Genomic DNA, 22,748 nt, shown 5'->3' with positions numbered 1-22,748 from the left:
TCAAACCCCTGTAAAAGCTTCGCGGAACGTGTCGATGCTGACGCGCAGCGACAGTTGCGGTTGATCGAGGTAACTGACGAGCTTGCTGATGCCATGATCGTTCTGTGCGTGTTCGTCGATCCATTCGGGATCGTCGATATCGATGTTGTGCGCCGCGTACGCCTGCGGATCGATGACACTGTGCAGCGTTTTCGCCGACGCGCCGTTAAAGCCGATCACCAGGCGCTCGCGCTCCGCAATCGTGCCGATGAAAATCGCGAGTTCGAAATCGGCCTGCGACACGAACGGCGCGATCAGTTCGAGCCAGAACGCGGCGACGAGGCTGCGATAGAACGGGTCGACCGGCAGAGGCAGCGTCAAACCGCGTTCGAGATGCGACGAGCCGCTGCTCATTACCGGCTTGAGCAGCGAGCCGAGCGCGAGCATCGCGCCGCGCAGACGCACCGGATGGCCGCTTGCCAGCAGCATCTGTTCGAGACCAGACAGTGTCTGATGTTCGACGAAATCGTTGAACGTGCCATCGTGCGGATTGCCGGGTCCGGCGACCTCGATGGGCACCTGAGTATCCCCGAGTGCCTGCAACGCGCCTGAGGGCTCCGTAGCGGCCTGCAACGGAGCCATCTGAGCCGAGATGCGCGACCATAGCCGCGCGAACGCCAGCGGGCTGCGCGCAAGGAACGCGAGCGGGCGGTCCACTTCGAGCGCGGTTGCGGCGAGGAACGGAAAGCGCCGCGACGACACATCGTGGCTCACCACCATATGCCCGGCAATCGCGAGCTTGCTGCGCGAGCCGAGAAACGCGAAATGCAACGGCTTCGCGGCTTCATAGACGATCTTCCAGCGCGGATCTTCCGCCAGCAGTTCCATGGCCTGCGCGACCCAGCGGTCGAGCGTCTGCAGCAACTGCGGATTGTGCGCGCTCTTGACGAAGTCGCCGCGCGACGGGATTTTGCCGAAATAGGCGATTTGCGCCTGCACGGTCTGCGTCATTGCGCGCTCCCTGTGTTCGAGGTTGCCCGGGCGGCGGCGGGGACTGCCGCCGTCGACGTCGCCGGTGCGGAGCCGGGTGCTGCGGGCGAGCCCACGGCAGTCGCATTCACCGCGGCCCCGGCGCTGACATCCGCCACTGACGACGGCAGTGTCAGGCCGCGCAAGCTCTGCTGTTGCGGTGCGTCGCCGCTGCCCGAAGACGGCTGCGACGTGCTGATGATGCGCATGCTCATCGACACGGTGACGCTGCCCTGAGTCCATGTGAGGTCGAACGTGCCGTCAGGCTGACGCTTGCGCTGAGCCGAGTTGATCAGCTTTTCCAGACCATAACGACCCGGCTCGTTGACCAGTTGCAGCGTGCGGCCGTCGAACGTGGTCGCGGTCAAAGTCGCGCCCGGCGAACCGGCGGGATTCGGCCACACGAAGTTAGTCCATTGCGGCGGCGTGTTGCGATAACGCAGCTGCTGGCCGTCGATCGCAATCGTGTATTCGGTCGTGCCCGTGCTCGGCTGCGGCAACAACTGGAACACCGTTTGCGGCTCGGACGAACCTTGTGCCGCGCCCGACGCACCACCCGCGAGCGGTGCGACCCAGCGCGCGAAACCGGACGTGAAGTCGGGTGTCAGCGCGAGCCCCATGTCGCCCCACGTGCGCGGCGTCAACGTGTCGCCGCGACGCACGGCGAGCGGCCCGAGCGTAGTGCCGACGAACTTCGCCACCGCCCCGTCCGGCCCGAACACCTGCGCGATTTCCGCCGCGCCGGCCTCGACCTTCGCGTCGGATGCAAACGGGTACTTGCCCGCAAGCGACGTCTGGAACGGTTGATAAACCTGCGCGTTCCACACCTTGTTGACCTCGGCGCTGGCGGGCTGGATCACGACCGCGTAAGCCTGAACCAGCGGACGCACCAGCAGCGGGCGCAGCGCTTTACGCTGCGAATCGCTGAGGCCGGTGAGCATCTGTTCGTCGACGAGCTTCAGCGAATCCGCGAGTTCGGAGCCGCTGCCGTCGAGCGTCTGCTGCATCAACTGACGCGCGCCCGGTCCCGGATCGCCCTGGTTCTTCAGCACGTTAAAGCGCGTGCGAACCTTCGACAACGAATCCATATACGCACGCAGCATCGACGTGTTGTCGTGCGCGGACACGATCCGCCCGAGTCCGGCGAATTCCTGACCGATCGGACCCATCGGCAATTCGACCGGATTGCCGTTGATGTCGATATTCGCGTTGATCTGCGCGGTCGGCGCGCGCGAGAACCACTGCTTGAACCAGCCGGTCACGCCACTTTGCGCCGCTTTCAGCGTGACATTCGCGAGCGACGGGTTGTCCCACGAGGTCTGGTCGTAGGCGGTTTCGAGCACCTTGCGGATCGGCGAGTCCTGCGGGTCGCCGAGACGGTTCATCGCTTCGACGGCCTGATTGAAGTTGCCGAAACTCTGCACCGCGATGCCCTGCATGAACTTCTGCCAATGCTGCGCATACTCGGTTTTGTACATCGTCACCAGCGCTTTCTGGATCTGCTCGGGACTGCCTTCGAGCGTCAGGTCGTCGTGCGCGGACGTATTCAGTACCCAGTCCTTCGCCTGCAATTCCTTGGTCGCCGCATCGCGGATGGCGGGTTGCACGTACTGGAACCACGCTTCGCGCGTGAAGGTGCCCGGAATTGCGTAGCTGCCTGCAATCAGGCTCGAATTGCTGTCGCCGACAATACGGTTGATCGTCATCGGCGCAAAGCGGGTCGATGCGCGCGCCTTGATTTCTTCGTAGACGCGCTGACGCGCCGGCATGCCGCGAACCACGTGGCGCAGGTTCTCACGCGTCTGATCGACGAGCGCCAGATTTTCGTCGACCATCGGCCAGTCGTCGTCGGAAACGCGCGACAGGTAGAACGTAATCATCCGCTCGGCGCTGCGGATCATCTCGTCGCGAGGCATCTTGCCGCGATTCGTTTCCAGCCAGCCGCGCCAGAAGCGCGCAATCTGGTCGGTCAGATGCGCGGTTTCCACATGACGCTTGTCCGACAGCATCAGATAGGTTTTCAGCGCGTTATACGCGTCTTCGACGTTGGCGGGCGATGCGTCGCTGTACAGGCCGCCCTGACTGTTCGCCGCCATGGCCGAGTGCGCCGACACCGGAATCGCGCCGGAGTCCGGCGTGTGCGTCATCGGCGACAACTGCTCGGGGTGGGCGTTGACGTCCTTCAGGAACGATTGCAGGTTGTCCGCCACCGGTGCGAGCATGATCTGGCGCACGCCGCTGTAGTACTCGGTCAGCAGATGTTCTTCGAGACGATCGCCCTGATACAGACCGAGCGACACCGCAAGCGGCTTGTCACGGCGGAACTGTTCGAGCTGGTCGATGCGGTCTTCGAGAATGTCCATCGCCTGCAGGCGCGATTGCAGGTCGTTGCGGTTCTGCTGCAGGCGCACCACGTTGTCGAGATCGGCCTGCACGTTCGCTACCAGTTGCTGGTTGCCGATCGTCGACCAGGTCCAGCCGCCGAGCGCCAGTGCGAGCACGGCGACAAAGCCGAAGAAAGTCGCATAACGCATGCGCGTTTTCGCCGGACTGGCAAACTGCTTGACGGTCTGACGGTCCGCGAAAATGACTTTCGAAAACAGGTCGCGCAGGAAGAAGCCGTTCTTCGTCACCGCGCCGACAGCCTTCGGAAAGCTGTCCGCATTGAGTCCGAAACGCGAGGCGATGCGCTGGGTCGCTGCGCTGTTCGTTTCGCCTTCCTGCAAGGCGCTGGTGAAATAAAAGCCCCGAAAAATGGGCTTGTACTGAAACGGATTCGCCTCGAACAACGTGGCGAGGAACGAGCGCAACGCGGGCTTGATGGTCGAGAATTCGAGCGGAAAGCTGAGCTGCCCCGGCGAGAGACGATTGCCGCGATTGATCGACATCTGCGCGACGCTGATTTCTTTCAGGCCGTCGTAAAGCTCTTCGAAATGTTCGTCGAACTGCGCGACAACGTCGCGTTTTTCATCGGGCGAGTAGGGGAGGGTGGCGCCCCATACGCGGTCGTATTCGGCGCGGTCGTTGTCGCTGAAGAATTCGGCGAAACCGGTAATCAGGTCGGTCTTCGTGAACATCACGTAAACCGGCGCGAATACTTCGAGTTTTTCGGTGAGTTCCTGCACGCGCTGGCGCAGGTTCTTCGCGAGATTGATCGCGAATTCCGGCCGATTGCCGGTCAACTCCGCAATGCTCGCCGTCACGATAATGCCGTTGATCGGCGCTTTCGGGCGATAACGTTTGAGCAGACCGAGAAAGCCGAGCCACTCGGTACGGTCTTCTTCATGCACCGCATAGCGGCCGGCCGTGTCCAGCAAAATGCCTTCGGTCGTGAAGAACCAGTCGCAATTGCGGGTGCCGCCGATGCCGTGAATCACCGCGTCGTTCTTTTCCGCGAACGGAAATTGCAGACCCGAATTCAGCACCGCGCTGCTTTTTCCTGCAGCCGGATTGCCGATCACGATGTACCAGGGCAACTCGTAAAGCGCGGAACCGCCCGACACCTGGCCGATTTTCGACGTCTTGATCGTCTTGACCGCATCGGCGAGACGCGTGCGCAGCGTGTCGAGTTCGGCCGGTTTGACGGGCGCGGACACCTTGCCGGTTTCGGCCTGCTGTTCGAGCATCTCGCCGAGCTTGCGATTGCCGCGCCGCGCGCGCAGTTTCCGCACGAGCCACACCAGCAGCACGAGTGCGATCACCGCGCCGAGCACGACAGCGGGCCACAGTGGATCGATTTGCAGCGCATCGGCGCCGATGAACAGAGCCGCCGCGAGCGCGAGCAAACCGACGATCGATAGCGTGCGCGGATGGATCAACACGTTGAGAATGCGTTGCATAAGCCGTTCAGGTCTTGGAGTTATTCGTGACGTGCGGTTCGACGACAGGTGAAGCGTATTCGAGCGCTACATGCTGCATCGCATAGGGCCGGTCTGGTCAGTGACTGCGCCCGAGTACGAAGCCGGGTTTGTGATATTCGACGTGGCCGAGGTCCATCATTTTCCAGCGGCCGCCCCAGACCAGTCCGACCTGTTCGGCGACCATGCCGTACAACTGATAGCCCCGCATGGCCCACGGATCTTTTTCGCTGATGACCAGCTTGCCGTCGCGCAGAAACGCGTTGTCGGAAGCGAGGCCGTATTGGTGATAGCTCTGGAACGCCGCCGCATTGGTGACGTTGCCGCCCATTTGCGCGAGCCGGTTCTGCCGCTCGGGACTCCGGTACCCCTCAAGCAGCGCCATTTCATATCCGTATTGCTCACGCATGATCTTGTAGACGAGCAGCAAACGCGTTCTGAAATCGGGATCGAGCATATTCCAGTCGCGGCTTGCGTCTTTCAGTGCCGGCCGGATCTGTTCGACTTCCTGGGTGGCGAATACCTCGGGCGGGAGCGGCGGAGGTGGAACGAGTTGTTCGCCATTCAATAATGCTGAAATCTTTTCGTCAGGAATGCGGACATCATCATCGTACTGGAATAAAAGTCGACTACGAAATGCAATTGCCACTAATGGCGGCGCCGCAAGAATACCCGCGGCAGTAAAAATCAGCAAGCGACGACGCGCGAGTAAATTTTTCGTATTGACTAATACTGATTGCGAAGTTCTTGCCGATTGAGAAATGTTGTCGAAAATGCGAGTAGTGCTATTCGAAGCAATATGCATAAATCGATTATGCAAACTGGATATGGCACCGAAAAACATCGCGCGTGCCGCAGGTAACAGCAGCAATGCGGCAATGGCAACCGCGATTGCAAAATAAGCGGTAAGTGCGGCGGCAATCAATGCAGAACCCCGTTGAGTAGAAGCAATTGTATTTTGTGATACTTGAACATAGAATCAGGCCTGCCCCAGATGGGCAGGCATCTATTATTGCGGCGAAATAAACCAGAATTCAACGAGATACTGAATGAGCGCGCCGGACAAATCAAATTCCAAAGCACCGCCGAGTCTGCTTTCAAATGCAGGCAATGGTACCGATGCGAATGGCTCGCGCATTCTTGCCAATCTCGAGGGGCGCGTCGAGCCTCAGGCCGATGCGCCGCGCAGCTCCAGAACGCCGTTGATTCTCGTTGCGTTGCTCGTGGTGTGTGTGGGTTCGTGGGGCGCGTGGCGCGTCCAGCGTCATGCAGCGGGCAAGCCTGCCGAGGCGGTCGCCACTGGAAATGTGGTGGTGAAAGCGCCCGCGGCCGTGGCTGCCAGCGCGGCAGCGCCCGCCACGACACTCGCCGCCGCATCGCAGGCCGCGCCGGCATCGGCTCCGCAAACGGCGACCATCATTTCCGACAGTTCCGACGGCGCGTCTACGCCAGGCACGGCTGACGACAGCCGGCTGTCACGCGCGCTTGCCAACGGTGCAGATGGCGACAATCAGGCTTCGTCCGCGAAAACGGTGGCTGCCGCCGAGACAAAAAATGACGGGCCCCAGGCGACAAGGAAACCTGCAGAGGTCGCGAGTTCGGGATCGGCTTCAGCGTCGAGGAAGAGCCATCATGACTCCGTGCAGGCGCGCGGCAAACATGAGCTTGCCGATTCGAAAGCGCATCCGGCGAATAACAAGGTTCTCGCCCAATCGAAAAAAACGGAGTCCGGCGCGCATAAGCACGAGGATACGGATGCCGATTTGCTGGCGGCATTAGTATCGCGTACGGAACCGTACGATCCTAAATCGCCGGTTAGCGCGAAAACGTCGAAAGTCAGTGCTTCGACTCGGCCTGCCAATACGCATCTCGCTGAACAGGTCGCGGCTTGCGGGAAAAATGGTTTCTTTGAAGAGCAATTATGCCGCTGGCGGGTTTGTGACGGACATTGGGGTAAAGATCCTTCATGTCCTCAATCGGATTCGCGGCGTCCGTGATGGTTTAATCGTTGAGCGTGAGCAAGCGCCACGTTTAAAACAATTGACTCGCCTGCCGCAAACGGTCGGATCAACGGGGCGTTCGACGTTCACACAATATTGGCAATCTCCAATTGCAAGCATCGTAAGTCAGATGCCGATGCCGTATTAAACACGCTCATTCACAGATATCGTGTCAATTGCAATGCGTATCTGAATTGAATTCAGTGCGGTTTGTGTCACCCTGGCGATTTGAATCTTTATTTTTAAACGGCGAAAATGCAATGGTTGAATTCGCATTTTCGCCGACCGCCATTCGCGGTGCGTTAGGACTTTCCGCGCCACGGCACGAGACGCCGTTCGAGTGCGCGCATTCCGAGGTCGAAAGTCCATGCGATCAGACCGATCAGCACGATTCCCATCACAACCACATCGGTACGCAGAAAACTGGATGCGTTGAGCACCATTTGTCCCAGGCCCGCAGTCGCCGCGACCATTTCGGCGGCGACCAGTGTCGTCCATCCAAAGCCGATGGCGATTCGCAAGCCCGTCAATATTTCGGGCAATGCGGCGGGCAGCACGACATGCCGGACGACCTGAGGAAAGCTTGCGCCAAGCGAATAAGCGGCATTGACCTGTTCGGCGGTCGCGCTACGCGCCCCGGCGCGCGCGGCCATCGCAACTGGCGCAAAGCATGCGAGGTAAATCACGATCAGCTTCGCGGTCTCGTCGATACCGAACCAGATGACGACCAGCGGCAGATAAGCGAGCGGCGGCAGCGGTCGATAGAACTCGAGCGGCGGATCGAGCAGGCCGCGCGCAATCCGGCTCACGCCCATCAGAATGCCGACAGGAACAGCGGTCAGGCTCGCCAGTGCAAATGCGCAGAATACGCGAATCGCGCTCCACATCAAATGCTCGGAGAGCGGCAGGCCGCCCTGGATCCGTCCGTTCCATGCATCGACGAATGCGGTCCAGACAGCTTGTGGCGACGGCAGAAAGAGCGGCGGGATCCAGTGAAAGAAGGTCGCGGCCCACCACAGCGCCGCAATCGCAGCGACAGAGGTGAGGCTCAGCGCAACGGTCGAACCTTCGCCGGGAAGACCGCGCCGAGGCTTGCGGCGCCGCACTTCACGCTTCTTTGCCGGTGCGGACGAAGCCAGCGATTCAATGCTGCTCATGACAGCGCCGCCTCACGTGCGACGTGTGGCTCGCCATGCAGGCGTCGCACGAGACGCTCGCGCCACTGAATGAATTCCGGTGACGACTTCACTGCGCGCGCGTCGCGGGAAGCGAGAAACTGTTGCGCGAAAGGCAACTCATGACTTTCGGCGATTCGGCCGGGACCAGGCGTCATGAGAACGAGGCGCGTGGCGAGAAACAGCGCTTCTTCAACGCTATGAGTGATGAAGAATATGGTCTTGCGCGTGCGGCCCCAGACATCGAGCACGAGTTCCTGCATGGTTTCGCGCGTGAGTGCGTCGAGTGCGCCCATCGGTTCATCCATCAACAGAACCTGTGGATCGCTCGCGAGTGCGCGGGCAATGCCCACGCGTTGCTGCATGCCGCCGGAGAGCGCGTACACACGTGCGTCCGCGTGTTTGTCGAGGCCGACCAGCGCCAGCGTTTCGCGTGCGATTTCGCGACGGCGCTTACGATCGACGCCCTGAAAGCGCAAGCCGAGCGCGACGTTGTCGAGCACGTTGAGCCACGGCATCAGCGCGTACTTCTGGAACACGACACCACGTTGCGCGCCCGGTCCGTCGATCGGCTCGCCATTCAGTTTTGCGAACCCCGAGGTTGGATCGATGAACCCGGCAAGACAGTTCAGCAACGTCGTCTTGCCGCACCCGGACGCGCCGAGTGCGACCACGAATTCGCCGCTCTCTATCTGCAGGTCGACGCCTTCGAGTGCGGGCGTCGACGCACCTTCATAGGTGACGCCCAGCCCGCGAATTTCCAGCGTGCTCATTTGGCCGCTTGCTGCACGAAGCGCGGATCGACACCCGCCGAGTAGTCGGGCAGCACGTTCTGTATCGTGCCTTGCGACTTGAGGAAAGCCGCCGTTGCGGCAAGGGACTTCGCCGCGCCGCTCTGCGCGCCACCGCCGAGCCACGTCGACGACGCCTGGTCCGTCAGCGTCGGAAACGCGTAGAGCGCGAGGCTGGCGGGGACGTCGGCGGCATTCGCGCCCGACTCTTTCGCTACACCTTCGACTTCCTTCGATCCGGACGTCCACGCGGCCTTGTGATCGCGATACTGCGCGTCGGTGTCGGCGAGTACCTTGACCAGGCCGACCAGGAATGCATCGTTATCCTGCGCAAACTTGCGATTCACCGCGAAGCCGTCGAAGGTCGCTTTGCCCGATTCGCGCGCCACTTCCCCGGACGTAATCAGCACCTTGCCGTTCTTCTTCACTTTCGCGAGAACCGGGTCCCAGATGTAAGTCGCGTCGATATCGCCACGCTCCCATGCGGCCGCGACTTCGGGCGGGCGAAGGTTGAGGATCTTCACGGTCGACGGGTCCACGCCGGCATTTTGCAGCGCAACGAGTGCATGAAAATGCGAGGTCGATACAAACGGCAAGCCGATCTTGTGGCCCTTGAGATCGGTCAGCTTCGTCACGCCGGAACCGTCTCTTGCCACTAAAGCTTCTGCATCGTTGATGTTGTCGAGAATCCAGAACAGCGAAATATCGACGCCTTGCGACAGACCTGCCGCGATCGGACTGGAGCCTGCCTCGCCGAGCTGGATCGAACCCGACGCCAGCGCGCGGATCACGTCGGCGCCGCTAGCGAGCTTGCGGTAGGTCACTTTATAACCGGTGGCTTTTTCGACTGCGCCGCTGACCTGCGCGTATCGCCACGGCACCACCATATCCTGATAGCCGATCACCACTTCGCGTGGTTCGGCGGCGTGTGCAACGCCGATGGCGGCAGCGAAAAGGGCGATGCCGGCGGCGGCGATTCGCAGCGAGGAAAGCAGTGGTTTCATCAAAGACCCCGATCCTGGTGAGATTTGGTTTAGGCGTTCAACTATAAGCAATCCATACGCCGCCAGTTCGAACCATTCATGCATTGCAAATCACGTTCTTTGCGAACGCCGACCGCCGTTTCCGGAAGGAGAGAGCCTATGACGAAAAGGAAAGCCGGGACGCCGCCAACTTTCGGTTGATCTCCCCGTGCCCGTGGACTACAAATCTAGCAGCCAGGCGAGTGGGAGCAGAAAACGTTAATAAACGTCCGCCTATTTCGTTTGCCGCCAAAGCCGGATAAACCAAGGAGAGCCCTGCCATGGGTATGCGCCCCGATCCCACTTTTCACGCCTCTCCCAAACTCGCGATGGACGCGCCCGCGGAAGACTTCGCGTACACGCTCCTGCTGAGCCCGGATTTCTCGCGGCCCGACGCGCTCGCCGTGATCGACGTGCAACCCGGCTCGCCGACTTACAGCCAGGTCGTTCATACGGTGTCGGTGCCGAACAAGGGCGATGAATTCCATCATTTCGGCTGGAATGCGTGTTCGTCGTCGCTGTCGCCGCTTACCGGGCATGCGTTTCTCGAACGCCGCTATCTGATCATTCCCGGCATGCGGTCGTCGCGTATCTATATCGTCGACACCAAGCCGCATCCGACCCAGGCGCGGATTCACAAGATCATCGAGCCCGAGGAAATCTTCCGCAAAACAGGCTATTCGCGTCCGCATACGGTTCATTGCGGGCCCGAGGGTATTTACGTCAGCACGCTGGGCGGCGCAGGGCCGGATGGCACCGACGGGCCGCCGGGAATCTTCATCATGGATTGCGAAACGTTCGAGGTTCTCGGCCGCTGGGAAATAGATCGCGGTGCGCAGGAGAAGCACTACGATTTCTGGTGGAATCTGCCGCGCGACTATATGGTGTCGAGCGAGTGGGCGCTGCCGCCGCAATTTGAAAACGGCATCGTGCCCGAGGACCTGCTGTCGAACAAATATGGGCACCGTATCCACTTCTGGGATTTGCGCGCAAGGCGCAACGTGCAGACGCTCGATCTCGGCGCGAATCATCAGATGGCGCTCGAAGTGCGGCCCGCGCACGATCCGAGCCGCGAGTACGGGTTCGTCGGCGTGGTGGTGGATACGACCAATCTGGAAGGGTCGATCTGGACCTGGTGGCGCGAAGGCGGACAGTTTCATATCGAGAAGACCGCGACCATTCCGGCTGAGCCCGCGGCCGCCGAATTGCTGCCGCCGTTGCTGCAGGGGTTCGGCGCGGTGCCCCCGCTCGTGACTGATATCGATCTTTCGATCGACGACAAATTCCTGTATGTCGCGTGTTGGGGCACTGGTGAAATGCGTCAGTACGATGTGACGGAACCGCGCAAGCCGAAGTTGACGGGCTCGGTTCATATCGGCGGAATTGTGCGGCGCACGCCACATCCGAATGGGGAGACGTTCGCGGGCGGCCCGCAGATGGTCGAGATCAGCCGCGATGGCAAACGGGTCTACTGGACCAACTCGCTTTATTCGACGTGGGACAACCAGTTCTATCCAGACGGTGTGCCGGCGGCGCAGGTCATGGCGCACGCGGAACCGGGGGGCGGACTTACGCTCGCCGACGATTACTGGGTGACCTTTCCCGCTGGTTATCGCGCGCATCAGATCCGCCTGGAAGGCGGAGATTGCTCGACCGACTCGTTTTGCTATCCGTCGGTGGGCGTTTGATCGGCGGAGAGTGGTCGCGCACCGGCCTCTGGCTCGCCATTCTCGCAAGCGGTCTTTATCACGGCATCAATCCCGCAATGGGATGGCCGCTTGCTGTCTCGAACGGCTTGTTTCAACGACGCGCGCGGGCGTTGTTTACCGCGCTGGCCTATCTCGCCGCCGGACACGTGCTCGCGATGTTCTCGGTGATGCTGCCGTTTGCGCTGCTCGCGGTCCTGCTCGAATGGCAACGCGCGATACAGGGCGGCGCGAGCGTGCTGGTCATTGCGTTCGGTGTCGGCCCGCTGATCTGGCGACGCCATCCCCGGATGCTGGCGCGCATTCCGCCTACGCGTCTCGCGCTCTGGTCGTTTGCGATCGCGATTGCGCACGGGGCCGGGCTGATGCTGGTCCCGATCTATCTCGGCCTCTGCCGGTCATACGGCATGGATCACGCGCACCACGCAGCACAGGTGTTGATCGCGGATAACCTGTGGATGGCGTTGCTGGTGTCCGCCGCGCATGGTGCCGCGATGGTGACCGGCGGCGGACTTCTGGCGTGGCTGGTGTATCGCTATCTTGGGCTCAGATTCGTGTCGCGGAGCTGGTTCAATCTGGATCGGGTCTGGGCGGTTAGCCTCATCGTGGTCGGCATGCTGTCGCTTTCGAATGTCGCCTTCAATGTAGCAATGTGAATGGCGATTTCACGCTGCACTCGTCGTTAAAGAACGAGTGCGGATTCGATCTGCGTCATCGCATATCGCGACGGCGGCAATCCCACATGACGGGTGAACGCAACGCTGAACGTGCTCGCGGAGCTATAGCCGACCCGTTGCGCGACTTCCGAGACGCTCACCTCGTTGCGCAGCAGCAGGTTCTTCGCCAATGCCATGCGCCACGCGAGCAGGTACTCCATCGGCGCGACGCCTAACGCCTGAGTGAATCGCGCGAAGAATGCCGAGCGGGATAACGCGGCTTCTTTCGCGAGTTGCGCGACCGTCCATGCGCGGGTGGGGCTCTCATGCATCTGCCGGATCGCGACCGCGAGTCGGGCATCGGCGAGTCCACGCAATAAACCAGGCGCCGTTCCCATGCCCGCCGTCGACCTGAGCGCTTCGATCAGAAGTACCTCCATTAGCCTTTCCAGTACCACCTCGCGGGCAGGACGTCGTGCGCGGGATTCCTCGCCGACAAGCTGCATGAGCGTCGCGAGCCGCTTCTCGCCGCGAACGTGAACGAGTTGCGGAAGCAGCGAAACCAGCAACGCAGCATCCGGCGAACCGAAGACGCAATGTCCCACCAGCATCAGAACATTAGCCGGGCCGCTCTGATCGCCGAGCCGGAACTTGCCGTCGAGCAACGCGACGGGAACGGTATCGAGGTCGTCCGGTGGAGCCGGTTCGGCACTCGACACCGCGAACCCGGACGACGAAGGAATCAGAACGAAGTCGCCTTCGTGGAGATCGAGCGGTTCCTGTCCTTCGACACTCAGGCGGCACGAACCTTCGAGGATCGCCCAGTAGAAGGGCTGCCCGACGTCGAAACGTCGAACACGCCACGCCCCCGATCCGCTGACGACCTTCGAAAACGGTGCGCCAGGCTGGAGCAGCAGCACAACTTCGGCAAGCGGATCGGTCACGGCAGGACTCCTGCAAATGAAATCTGGACTTTCAATTGTAGCAAGTCCAGGTCCGACGCCTTATCGTTTGAGGACTGCCAACCCCACCATTACGGGAATTCTCGATGAAAACAATTCTGATCACCGGATGCTCGTCAGGCTTCGGCCTGGAAATCGCGCGGTATTTTCTCGATCGCGACTGGAAGGTGATTGCGACGATGCGTACGCCGCGCGAAGACCTGTTGCCTCGTTCGGAGCGGCTGCGCGTGCTCGCGCTCGACGTCACGGACGCTGAGAGCATTCGCCAGGCGGTGGACGCAGCGGGACCGATCGACGTACTCGTCAACAATGCGGGAATCGGTTTGCTGGGCGCTCTCGAAGGCATCTCAATGGGCCGCGCGCGCGAAATCTTCGAGACCAACACCATTGGCACGATGGCGATGACGCAAGCTGTGCTGCCTCAATTCAGACAGCGGAAAGCAGGGGTGATCGTGAACGTCACGTCGAGCGTGACGTTGAAATCGCTGCCTCTCCTTGCTATCTACTCCGCGAGCAAAGCGGCGGTGAACGCGTTCACGGAATCGCTTGCGCTTGAACTTCAGCCATTCGACATTCGCGTGAGTCTGGTGCTGCCGGGGCGCGCGCCAACCACCCGTTTCGGGGAAAACGCGCAGACGCGGATGCAAGGCACGATCCCCGAAGCGTACGCCGGGCTCGCGCAGGATGTGTTCGCGCAATGGGCACAGTCGTCTGTTGTCACGACCGCCGACGATGTCTCCGAAGCCGTGTGGCGCGCGGTGAACGACCCGTCGAGTCCGATTCGTCTCGTGGCCGGTGCCGACGCTTTGGCGTTGGTCGAATAACGCCAGTCAGCACGAGTCGATAACGGAAACGGTATCGACCCATTCGGTTTCGACATTGGAGTAGAAAGGTTTCCGTCCGTACACTGGCGTGCAGTGCGTTCGCAGACGAACAACGCACAACGCGGCGACACGCCAAAAACAACGATGAATGGCCACAACGGCCATCCGGACGGAGACACGAGTTGGACAAGCAAACCATTCCCGTATCGCCCGCCGCGAGTCAAACCACTCGCATGAGTTACCGCTGGCATGTGCTGATCTGGCTGCTAATGGGCGGCATCATCAATTATCTGGATCGTGCAAGTCTGTCGATTGCGGCGCCTGGAATGATTCAGGAGCTCGGCCTGACCCGCACACAAATTGGTCTGCTCGGCAGCGTATTCGCGTGGACCTACGCGATGATGCAGTTGCCAGCAGGATGGCTGATCGATCGATTCGGCGCGAAGCGTGCGTACGCTATCGGCATGATCTGGTGGAGTATCGCGACGTGGCTAACGGGCGTGGTGGGTTCGATCGCTGCGCTGGTGGTGATGCGTGCATTGCTCGCCGTGGGCGAAGCGCCGTGCTGGCCGACCGCGGCAAAAATAACCGCGGCGTGGTTTCCCGCCAAGGAGCGCGGCTTTGCGACCGGCATCTGGGACTCGTCATCGAAATGGGGACCCGCGCTGGCTCCCGCACTACTCGTTGCGTTGATGATTGCGTTCGGTTGGCGCTCGCTCTTTCACGTAACAGGCGCGTTCGGGATTGCCTTCGCGCTGCTGTTCCTGATGCTGTATCGCAATCCACGCGACAGCAAGCGCTTATCGAAAGACGAACTCGGATACATCGAAGCGGGCGGCGGCGGCCATGAGCGTTCGCTCGCGACGTCCTCGCTCAAATGGCGTGGGCTTTTTGTGCGCCGTAGCGTGTGGGGGATGATTCTCGGGTACTTCTGCACGATCTGGCTCTGGAACATTTTTCTTGTGTTCTTGCCGCTGTATCTGCTCGACCGGTTCCATATCTCGTTTGCACAACTCGGTGCCGTCGCGGGCATTCCCTGGGTTGGTGGCGCACTGGGTGAAATCGCGATCGGGTATCTGGCGAAGAAGCTTGTCGATCGCCATCTCGCTACGGCGATTGGCGCGAAGCGCCTGTTGATTGCGTGTTGCGCCGTCGGTGCAGGCGTGTGCGCGGTCGCATTGCCGTTCGCCGATTCGTTGAATGCGACGCTCGTTCTGTTCACGGTCGGCCTCGCGTTTCTTGCCGCGATGATCGGTTCGGCTTGGGCACTGGCGTCCGATATCGCGCCGTCGTCGATGGTGGCGTCGGTGAGTGCGATTCAGAACTTCGGCGGCTATTTCGGCGGCGCGTTTTCGCCTCTCGTGGCGGGCTTCATCGTCGATCATACTGGCTCGTATGCACTCGCCTTTATTTCGGGCGGGTTCATTGTGGCATGCGCAGCACCGTTCTACTGGTTCATGGCGCGCAAGCCGATTGTGGAAGACGCGCAAGTGGCGACCGCATAACACGGGGACGGTTATAGGCGGCAGAGTCGACTTCGGTTTGCGAGGTCACTCGCTGCCTGCATGGTAAAAAGCTGGTCATTCGTTAATGGAAACAGCTTCTTTGCTATTGAACGGCCGCGAAGTATCTTTTTCCCTCGCAATGTTGACAGGTTGTGAGAGTCTGCCGCCGATAGCATCCTGTCTCTCGCTGGGTCGGATAAAAAAATAAAGGCCAAAGGCAGCGAGGGCTTCAATCAGGCGCCTGACCGTTTGTGGCGCTGTCGTTTTCTGACGATTGCTTCTTCATTGCAGCGACGAATGAAGGCAACCGGACAGACATATCCCCTCGGATTCACCGATTTCCCTTTGGGTTCAAGATTGCCGATGCGCCTTCGCACGCCAACGTGTGATGAGGCGAACCAGTTGTCGTTCTATGACGTTAGTTTTCTGCATTCAATTGCTGTGCTCACTAACCGCTGAACAATCTGGAAATAATCATGGACCAACTCTACAAAGTAGACGGGACTGCTGGAAAGAACATTCCGGGAGCACCGATCCTTCACTTCTCGCTTCTGGTCAATCCGCCGTCGGGAAGCGTGTCGGGCATCGTCCGAATCACGCAGGCGACGAATCCGCCGCTGGATGCCGAGATCAGGGTGTCGGGCACCATTCACGCTCTTGGCAATCAGTCGGAAACCAATGTCGTGCTGCTCGAAGGCACGTATCCGCACGTCCTGCCGCCGCCCGCGATCGGAACGTTTCTGGAGCAGTTCTCCGCGGTCCTGTGGGTCGATACCAAGTGGAACGGCTACGGCGACTTCAAGCTGGGCTCGATCGGCGTGAAGAACGTGCCCGTTCATTCGTCGTAGTAACGGCTGCGACGGCGTTCTGGGCCGCATGACCCGGCACGCCGTCTATCGGGCGTAAGCGTCGGCGCCGCGACTAGAAGCGCGGATTCGCCAGCACATAAAACAGCCCTGCAGAAAGGCCGATCGTGACCGGCAGCGTCACCAGCCACGTGATCACGATGCGAACCATCATGCCGCGTTGCAGCCCCTGTCCGCCGACCGCCATCGTCCCCGCAATCCCTGACGTGATGATGTGGGTGGTGCTCACCGGCAGCCCCGTGAATCCCGCTGTGCCGATCAGCAATGAGCCGATCAACTCCGCGCTCGCACCCTGACCCGGCGTCATGTGCTGTTTGCCGATCCGCTCGCCGAGCGTGCGTACCACCCGTTTATAGCCGACCATCGTGCCGATTCCCAGGCAGACGGCACTCAACATACGAACCCACAGCGGCGCGTATTGAACGGGCAGGCTCATCTGTTTGAGAAGATCGGCTGCCTCTTTCTTGTCGGCAGGCGTCGCCGATTTGACCTCGCCGACGTGCTTCATCTGCGATACGACGTCGTAAATCGCGCCGCGCAATTGCGCGCGCGTGGCTCGCTCGCCGTCGACATGCTGTTCCTTCGATTGCAATTCCGAAGCCTGCTTTTGCAGCGACGGTCGCGCGTCGCGCAGCATCTGCGCTGCCTGCAACGCGTGAGGCTTGACGTCGTCGCCATATTTTTCGATGAGAGGAATTGCCGCTGCGGCATGCTCGCTCAGTTGCGTCAGTTGACCGGTCGCGTCAGGATTGAGCGCATAGGCGGCGGGCAATAATCCAATGATCGTCAGCATGATCAGGCCGATGCTTTTCTGGCCGTCATTGGTGCCGTGAGAAAAGCTGACCGACGTGCATGTGAGTATCAGCAGGCCGCGCAGCCACCAGACCGGCGGTTGGCCTTCCTTGGGCGGCTCGAACAGATGTCCGCTACGCACGATGAGTTTCAGCAGGCCATAGAGGCCGCCCGCGAGCAGAAAGCCCAGCACGGGCGATAGCGCGAGTCCTTCGAGTACCGTGATGATCTGCTTCCAGTCCACGCCCTGAACCACGCTGCGCGATTTCAGAAGCGCGTCGGCGACGGCCACGCCAATCAACGCGCCGATGATGCAATGAGAACTGCTATTCGGAATGCCGAAAGCCCACGTCAGCACGTTCCAGAACAGTGCCGCCGCGAAGATCGACACGAGCATCGGCACAGCGGGCGAGCCGTCGGGTGGAGTCAGGACATCGGGAGGGAGAATCTCGACCAGCGCGTAGGCGACCGCGATACCGCCCACCATCACGCCGATAAAGTTCAGCAGGCCCGACCAGACGACGGCTTGTACGGGCTTCAGCGATTGCGTGTAGATGACGGTGGCGACGGCGTTCGACGTGTCATGAAAACCGTTCGTCGCTTCGAATACGAGCACCATGACCAGGCACACCACCAGCATGCCGACGACGATACCCGAGGACGGGGTGAAGTGCACGAGCATTCGCGCTCCCTTAGGGAAGGAGAGGGACAACTCGCGGATGTCGGCCGACACTGCTCCGTGAATGCGAACAGTCGATCGTAAATCGTTACCATGACGCTTTTGTTACGCAGACGATCGCCGGGTGTTTCCATTTCGCTTACAGAGGGACAGCGTACGCACGAGGAACACACAGACTGGCCGCGAGGGTTCACCCTTAAAATCGTGAACAACGAGGCGGCTCGCTGACAGGGCAGCCCCGTTGCCCGCATGTTTCGTTTTTTTCGCTATTTCAGCCCGCAATTCAGGGAGTATTTGCCGATGTCGGCTTCATCCGCCACCGAGCGCCAGGGAAGTTCCGCACTAATTACCTCGCTGGTCGCGGCCGCGTTGTTCATGGAGAACCTCGACGGTTCGATCATCGCGACCGCGTTGCCGCAAATGGCGCAGTCGTTTCATATCAGGCCGGTGGAGTTGAGTATCGGCATCACGTCGTATCTGTTGACGCTCGCCGTGTTTATCCCGATCAGCGGATGGATTGCCGATCGGGTCGGTGTCCGCACGGTGTTCGCCACGGCGCTCGCCATTTTCACCGGCGCATCGATGCTCTGCGGGATGACCGACAACCTCGTCGAGTTCACCGGTGCGCGGATTTTGCAGGGCATCGGCGGCGCGATGATGGTGCCGGTCGGGCGGCTCGCGGTGCTGCGCGTCACGCCCAAAGAAAACCTGATGCGCGCGATTTCGATCATCACGTGGCCCGGGTTGATTGCGCCAGTGCTCGGACCGCCACTCGGCGGATTCATCACGACGTACTCGTCGTGGCGCTGGATTTTCTATCTGAACGTGCCGCTCGGTTTGCTTGGAATAGTGCTCGCCTGGCGCTTCATCAACACCGAACGCGAAGCAGATTGCCGTCCGTTCGACGCGCTGGGTTTCGTGCTGACCGGCGTCGCGGGCACCTGCGTCATGTATGCGATGGAGGCGATCGGCCGCGTCGGCACGTCGTGGCATTCATCGCTGCTGTTTCTGGCGATCGGTCTCGCGGCTTGCGTGGCGGCGTGGTTTCATTTGCAACGCAGCGCGCATCCGATGATCGATCTGTCGGCGTTCAGGATCAAGACATTCATGGTGTCGATTTGCGGCGGATCGCTGTTCAGGATCTCGATCGGTGCAGTACCGTTTCTTCTGCCGTTGATGTTTCAGGTCGGCTTCGGCATGAACCCGTTTCAGTCGGGCTTGCTGACGCTCGCGGTATTCGCGGGCAACCTGTCGACCAAACTCGTTACGACACAAATCCTTCGGCGCTTCGGGTTCAGAACGGTGCTCGTGTTCAACGGCGCGTTTGCCGCGGTGACGCTGGCGAGCATGAGTTTGCTGAGGCCTTCGACGGCATCCGGCTGGATTCTGTTTGCGCTGTTCGTGAGCGGCGTAGCGCGGTCGTTGCAATTCACCGCGATCAATACGCTCGGTTTCGCCGATGTCCCGAAGCAGCAGATGAGCGGCGCGTCGACCTTATCGAGCACGCTGGGCCAGATGACCATGGGCATGGGCGTCGCGGCCGGTGCGATTGCATTGCGGATCGCCGCGTGGTGGCACGGCCACGATGGCCAGTCGTTGACGCCGTCCGACTTCAGCATTGCGTTTGTGCTGGTGGCGGTGTTCAGTGTGATCGCGATTGCCGACGTGTTTTCTTTGTCGCCCGATGCAGGCAATCACGTAACCGGGCATCGACGAAAGGGTGCTGGGTGACGAGCGTCAAGGTTTGATGGTGTCGTGCAGTGCAAAGCGGGTGGCGCTTATTTTTACTTCCAACTGACGGCGCGGGTTTCTCTGCCGATCGCTGACGACTCTATGCTTGGAACCGCCATGAGATTTCCTGCTTGAGTCGTGATCGACCCTGTCTGGCGATGCGTTATGAATTTTCATTCGGCCTGGTTGGAGGTCGTGTTGTTTAGTTTGGAATCAGCAGCAGACGTTATTTGATGCTGTTGATATCTGTCGCCGCTTCAGGATTGGAAATGGGGCGCGTCACGTTACGTGGGCTCGGAACATCGCCCGTTTCTCACGTGACATCAGGCAATCTATCGAAGTAATCCGTCGTGGTTCTCCCTACGTTTGACGCGGGCTGTGTCTCTACATCGCCCGTCTGCAGGGACGTTGCGCAAATTGGCACGTTCTCTGCAATTGCTTGCCGTGCACTCAACAGCGCGGCACTCGTCAACACAAAAAGGGGAATGGAGATGGATAAGAATTTCGCAGGCACGGCGGTTACGGCAATCGCGTTTTGCGCGGCCGCCGCGTTTGGTATGGCTGCGAGCGGGGCGGCTCTGGCAGATTCGACCACGCCGAGCACGGGCCTGGTGCTCGGCGCGATCGCGACGCCCGGATCAATAGCGGTGGGCGGCGCGGCAGGCAGCGTGACGTCGATCAGCGGCGTGACCGTGGCCTTGGGCGGAGCAGGCGGTTTTGCCATTAGCCTGGGCAACCAGCCGTTGGCGCCGTTGACGGGGATTTTGGGATCGTTGGGGAGCTTGTCGGGGGTTGGCGGGAGCGGGGTGCTGGCGCCGGTTACGGGCGCGGTTGGGGCGGTGACTGGGGCATTGTCGGGGGCGGCGGGAAGCAATCCGTTGGCGCCGGTTACCGGAGCGATCGGGACGATCACGAGTACGTTGGCCGGGGCAGGTGGGGCGGATCCGCTGGCGCCGGTTACGGGCGCGATTGGGGCGGTGACAGGCGCGCTGTCGGGCGCGGCGGGAAGCAATCCGTTGGCACCGGTTACGGGGGCGATTGGGGCAATCACGGGTACGTTGGCCGGGGCAGGTGGGACGGATCCACTGGCGCCGGTTACGGGCGCGCTTGGGGCGGTGACAGGCGCGTTGTCGGGCGCGGCGGGAAGCAATCCGTTGGCGCCGGTTACCGGAGCGATCGGGACGATCACGAGTACGTTGGCCGGGGCAGGTGGGACGGATCCGCTGGCGCCGGTTACGGGCGCGGTTGGGGCGGTGACAGGCGCGCTGTCGGGCGCGGCGGGGAGCAATCCGTTGGCGCCGGTTACCGGAGCGATCGGGACGATCACGAGTACGTTAGCCGGGGCAGGTGGGGCGGATCCGCTGGCGCCGGTTAGTGGCGTCGTGAATGCGGTGACCGCTTCGCTGTCGAATGTTGCAAGCAGCAATCCTCTTGCTCCGGTTTCGAGCGTACTGAATTCCGTGACGGGTACGCTGACGAACGCGGCTAACTCGACAACCAGCAATTTATCGAACTCGATAAATGCGACTACAGGTGCGCTCGCGAATTCGGTCAACTCCGAAGCCGGCGCCTTGACGACGGCCGTCAATGCGACGACGGCCAATGTGACGAATACCGTCGACTCCACCGTAGGCGTGGTCACGAATGCGGTCAACTCGGGAACGAGCACACTCGCTGGAACCGTGAATTCTTTGACGGGGGCGCTTGGGGGCGTGGCTGGAAATGATCCGCTGGCTCCGGTGACGGGCGTGGTCAACTCGGTAACCAGCACGCTTGCAGGCGCAGCGGGAAGTAATCCGCTTGCCCCGGTAACGGGCCTCGTCAACTCGGTGACGGGTACGCTGGCCGGTGCAGCTGGAAGTGATCCGCTGGCTCCGGTGACGGGTGTGGTCAACTCTGTGACGAGCACGCTCGCAGGCGCAGCAGGAAGCAACCCGCTTGCGCCGGTAACAGGCCTCGTCAACTCGGTGACAGGGACGCTGGCTGGTGCAGCTGGAACTGATCCGCTGGCTCCGGTGACGGGCGTTGTCAACTCTGTGACGAGCACGCTCGCAGGCGCAGCGGGAAGCAACCCGCTTGCGCCGGTAACAGGTCTCGTCAACTCGGTGACGGGTACGCTGGCTGGTGCAGCTGGAAGTGATCCGCTGGCTCCGGTGACGGGTGTGGTCAACTCTGTGACGAGCACACTCGCAGGCGCAGCAGGAAGCAACCCGCTTGCGCCAGTAACAGGTCTCGTCAACTCGGTGACGGGCACGCTGGCTGGTGCAGTTGGAAGTGATCCGCTGGCTCCGGTGACGGGTGTGGTCAACTCGGTGACCAGCACACTCGCAGGCGCAGCAGGAAGCAACCCGCTGGCCCCAGTAACAGGCCTCGTCAACTCGGTGACAGGTACGCTGGCCGGTGCCTCTGGAAGTGATCCGCTGGCTCCGGTAACGGGTGTGGTTAATTCAGTAACCAGCACGCTCGCAGGCGCGGCAGGAAGTAACCCGCTAGCTCCGGTAACGGGCGTGGTGAATTCAGTAACCAGCACCCTTGCAGGCGCAGCAGGAAGCAACCCGCTGGCTCCGATAACAGGCGTGGTCAACTCGGTAACCAGCACCCTCGCAGGCGCAGCCGGAACCAACCCGATCGCGCCCGTCACCACCGCGCTCAACTCAGTAGTCACTCCGCTGGGCACCACGGTGAGTGGCGTGACCAGCGCCCTGTCCAGTGCCAACCCGATCGTGCCGATCACCAGCGCACTCAACACCATCACGGGAAGCGCCGGGTCGCTGACCGGCACGTTGTCGAGTATCGGTAAGGCCATCCCGATCGTGCCGCTCACGACGACAGTGACAGCCACGCTCGGCACCACGCTCGCATCGACCGGGGGGATCGTTGCCTCGGCCACAGGCGCAATTGGCGCTGGTGTCAGTGTCTCGAGCAACGTCGTTAGCGCAGGCGCCGGTGCCACCGCCGCAGTGAACGGCACGGCCGGTTCGACGGCATCGGGCTTGCTGACGCCCGTTACCGGACTTGTCGCATCGCTGAACTCGACGGTTTCGCACACGGGTACCGGCAGCACCGCGCTCGCTCCCGTGACGAATCTGCTCACTGCCGTAACAGGTGCGCTGCCTAAATAATCGGGCGGCGATTTCAACGGGTCGGTTCTGCGTCCTACGTGACGATGGAGCC

Annotated in this window: 16 protein-coding genes; 8 read left to right on the top strand and 8 right to left on the bottom strand. The window is 61.1% G+C overall.

Going from position 1 to position 22,748, the window contains the following annotated elements; genetic code table 11:
- The 3 genes from tagF to BLS41_RS32330 all read right to left on the bottom strand — a co-directional run bounded on the left by tagF (position 1) and on the right by BLS41_RS32330 (position 5,790).
- The gene (tagF, locus tag BLS41_RS32340) at positions 1-990 is read right to left on the bottom strand and encodes a type VI secretion system-associated protein TagF (protein ID WP_074771753.1); all 990 of its coding nucleotides are present in this window, start codon (positions 988-990) and stop codon (positions 1-3) included.
- The gene (gene tssM / locus BLS41_RS32335; RefSeq protein ID WP_074771752.1) at positions 987-4,847 is read right to left on the bottom strand and encodes a type VI secretion system membrane subunit TssM; all 3,861 of its coding nucleotides are present in this window, start codon (positions 4,845-4,847) and stop codon (positions 987-989) included. The genes tagF and tssM overlap by 4 nt, the downstream gene beginning before the upstream one ends.
- A 97-nt stretch (positions 4,848-4,944) precedes the next feature.
- On the bottom strand, positions 4,945-5,790 hold the full coding sequence (locus BLS41_RS32330) for a M15 family metallopeptidase (RefSeq protein WP_074771751.1): 846 nt from the start codon (positions 5,788-5,790) through the stop codon (positions 4,945-4,947).
- Positions 5,791-5,914: 124 nt separating this feature from the next.
- On the opposite strand from BLS41_RS32330, the gene BLS41_RS32325 reads away from it, so the two are divergent.
- Entirely contained in the window at positions 5,915-6,862 is a 948-nt protein-coding gene (locus BLS41_RS32325) for a hypothetical protein (RefSeq protein ID WP_074771750.1), read from the top strand.
- Between the two features lie 305 nt (positions 6,863-7,167).
- Here BLS41_RS32325 and BLS41_RS32320 read toward each other — a convergent pair whose 3' ends face one another.
- The 3 genes from BLS41_RS32320 to tauA are packed head-to-tail and all read right to left on the bottom strand — an operon-like array spanning position 7,168 to position 9,835.
- Positions 7,168-8,022 carry an ABC transporter permease subunit gene (locus tag BLS41_RS32320; protein WP_074771749.1) on the bottom strand — a complete coding sequence of 285 codons (855 nt, stop codon included), beginning with the start codon at positions 8,020-8,022 and terminating at the stop codon, positions 7,168-7,170.
- Positions 8,019-8,813, bottom strand: coding sequence for a taurine ABC transporter ATP-binding protein (locus BLS41_RS32315; protein WP_074771748.1), 795 nt, complete (start codon positions 8,811-8,813; stop codon positions 8,019-8,021). The genes BLS41_RS32320 and BLS41_RS32315 overlap by 4 nt, the downstream gene beginning before the upstream one ends.
- Complete coding sequence (tauA, locus tag BLS41_RS32310; protein ID WP_074771747.1) at positions 8,810-9,835, bottom strand: taurine ABC transporter substrate-binding protein; 1,026 nt, start codon at positions 9,833-9,835, stop codon at positions 8,810-8,812. The genes BLS41_RS32315 and tauA overlap by 4 nt, the downstream gene beginning before the upstream one ends.
- Before the next feature lie 299 nt (positions 9,836-10,134).
- On the opposite strand from tauA, the gene BLS41_RS32305 reads away from it, so the two are divergent.
- Both BLS41_RS32305 and BLS41_RS32300 read left to right on the top strand, forming a co-directional pair.
- Positions 10,135-11,541: a selenium-binding protein SBP56-related protein gene (locus BLS41_RS32305; protein ID WP_074771746.1), complete on the top strand. Its 1,407-nt coding sequence runs from the start codon at positions 10,135-10,137 to the stop codon at positions 11,539-11,541.
- Positions 11,538-12,215: a hypothetical protein gene (locus tag BLS41_RS32300; RefSeq protein ID WP_074773288.1), complete on the top strand. Its 678-nt coding sequence runs from the start codon at positions 11,538-11,540 to the stop codon at positions 12,213-12,215. Before BLS41_RS32305 ends, BLS41_RS32300 begins: the two co-directional genes overlap by 4 nt.
- Positions 12,216-12,241: 26 nt before the next feature.
- On the opposite strand, the gene BLS41_RS32295 is transcribed toward BLS41_RS32300, so the two are convergent.
- Positions 12,242-13,159 (bottom strand): AraC family transcriptional regulator, encoded by a 918-nt coding sequence (locus BLS41_RS32295; protein WP_074771745.1) that lies wholly within the window; start codon positions 13,157-13,159, stop codon positions 12,242-12,244.
- A gap of 104 nt (positions 13,160-13,263) precedes the next feature.
- Here BLS41_RS32295 and BLS41_RS32290 point away from each other — a divergent pair, with 104 nt between their 5' ends.
- The 3 genes from BLS41_RS32290 (at position 13,264) to BLS41_RS32280 (ending at position 16,354) form a co-directional block, all read left to right on the top strand.
- Entirely contained in the window at positions 13,264-14,001 is a 738-nt protein-coding gene (locus BLS41_RS32290) for an SDR family oxidoreductase (protein ID WP_074771744.1), read from the top strand.
- 182 nt (positions 14,002-14,183) lie between these two features.
- The gene (locus BLS41_RS32285; protein ID WP_074771743.1) at positions 14,184-15,506 is read left to right on the top strand and encodes an MFS transporter; all 1,323 of its coding nucleotides are present in this window, start codon (positions 14,184-14,186) and stop codon (positions 15,504-15,506) included.
- A gap of 476 nt (positions 15,507-15,982) precedes the next feature.
- Complete coding sequence (locus BLS41_RS32280; RefSeq protein ID WP_074771742.1) at positions 15,983-16,354, top strand: DUF1842 domain-containing protein; 372 nt, start codon at positions 15,983-15,985, stop codon at positions 16,352-16,354.
- 73 nt (positions 16,355-16,427) lie between these two features.
- Here the strand turns inward: BLS41_RS32280 and BLS41_RS32275 are convergent, their stop codons facing one another.
- A complete protein-coding gene (locus BLS41_RS32275; protein WP_074771741.1) occupies positions 16,428-17,846 on the bottom strand; it encodes an inorganic phosphate transporter in 1,419 nt (472 codons plus the stop codon).
- 297 nt (positions 17,847-18,143) lie between these two features.
- Here BLS41_RS32275 and BLS41_RS32270 point away from each other — a divergent pair, with 297 nt between their 5' ends.
- Both BLS41_RS32270 and BLS41_RS32265 read left to right on the top strand, forming a co-directional pair.
- The gene (locus tag BLS41_RS32270; RefSeq protein ID WP_074773286.1) at positions 18,144-19,574 is read left to right on the top strand and encodes an MFS transporter; all 1,431 of its coding nucleotides are present in this window, start codon (positions 18,144-18,146) and stop codon (positions 19,572-19,574) included.
- A gap of 491 nt (positions 19,575-20,065) precedes the next feature.
- On the top strand, positions 20,066-22,696 hold the full coding sequence (locus tag BLS41_RS32265; RefSeq protein WP_074771740.1) for a beta strand repeat-containing protein: 2,631 nt from the start codon (positions 20,066-20,068) through the stop codon (positions 22,694-22,696).
- The last annotated feature ends 52 nt before the right edge of the window (positions 22,697-22,748 follow it).

This window comes from Paraburkholderia fungorum (assembly GCF_900099835.1).
Classification (GTDB): Bacteria; Pseudomonadota; Gammaproteobacteria; order Burkholderiales; family Burkholderiaceae; genus Paraburkholderia; species Paraburkholderia fungorum_A.
Note: the sequence above shows the minus strand (reverse complement) of the source record. Positions and strands in the feature narration are given on the sequence as shown.

What these genes read in the sequence shown, in the direction of transcription:
- BLS41_RS32280 (WP_074771742.1), top strand. Translation starts at nt 15,983, where the DNA reads ATGGACCAACTCTACAAAGTAGACGGGACTGCTGGAAAGAACATTCCG.
- tauA (WP_074771747.1), bottom strand. Translation starts at nt 9,835, where the DNA reads ATGAAACCACTGCTTTCCTCGCTGCGAATCGCCGCCGCCGGCATCGCC.
- tssM (WP_074771752.1), bottom strand. Translation starts at nt 4,847, where the DNA reads ATGCAACGCATTCTCAACGTGTTGATCCATCCGCGCACGCTATCGATC.
- tagF (WP_074771753.1), bottom strand. Translation starts at nt 990, where the DNA reads ATGACGCAGACCGTGCAGGCGCAAATCGCCTATTTCGGCAAAATCCCG.
- BLS41_RS32315 (WP_074771748.1), bottom strand. Translation starts at nt 8,813, where the DNA reads ATGAGCACGCTGGAAATTCGCGGGCTGGGCGTCACCTATGAAGGTGCG.
- BLS41_RS32290 (WP_074771744.1), top strand. Translation starts at nt 13,264, where the DNA reads ATGAAAACAATTCTGATCACCGGATGCTCGTCAGGCTTCGGCCTGGAA.
- BLS41_RS32320 (WP_074771749.1), bottom strand. Translation starts at nt 8,022, where the DNA reads ATGAGCAGCATTGAATCGCTGGCTTCGTCCGCACCGGCAAAGAAGCGT.
- BLS41_RS32325 (WP_074771750.1), top strand. Translation starts at nt 5,915, where the DNA reads ATGAGCGCGCCGGACAAATCAAATTCCAAAGCACCGCCGAGTCTGCTT.
- BLS41_RS32270 (WP_074773286.1), top strand. Translation starts at nt 18,144, where the DNA reads ATGTCGGCTTCATCCGCCACCGAGCGCCAGGGAAGTTCCGCACTAATT.
- BLS41_RS32305 (WP_074771746.1), top strand. Translation starts at nt 10,135, where the DNA reads ATGGGTATGCGCCCCGATCCCACTTTTCACGCCTCTCCCAAACTCGCG.
- BLS41_RS32265 (WP_074771740.1), top strand. Translation starts at nt 20,066, where the DNA reads ATGGATAAGAATTTCGCAGGCACGGCGGTTACGGCAATCGCGTTTTGC.
- BLS41_RS32275 (WP_074771741.1), bottom strand. Translation starts at nt 17,846, where the DNA reads ATGCTCGTGCACTTCACCCCGTCCTCGGGTATCGTCGTCGGCATGCTG.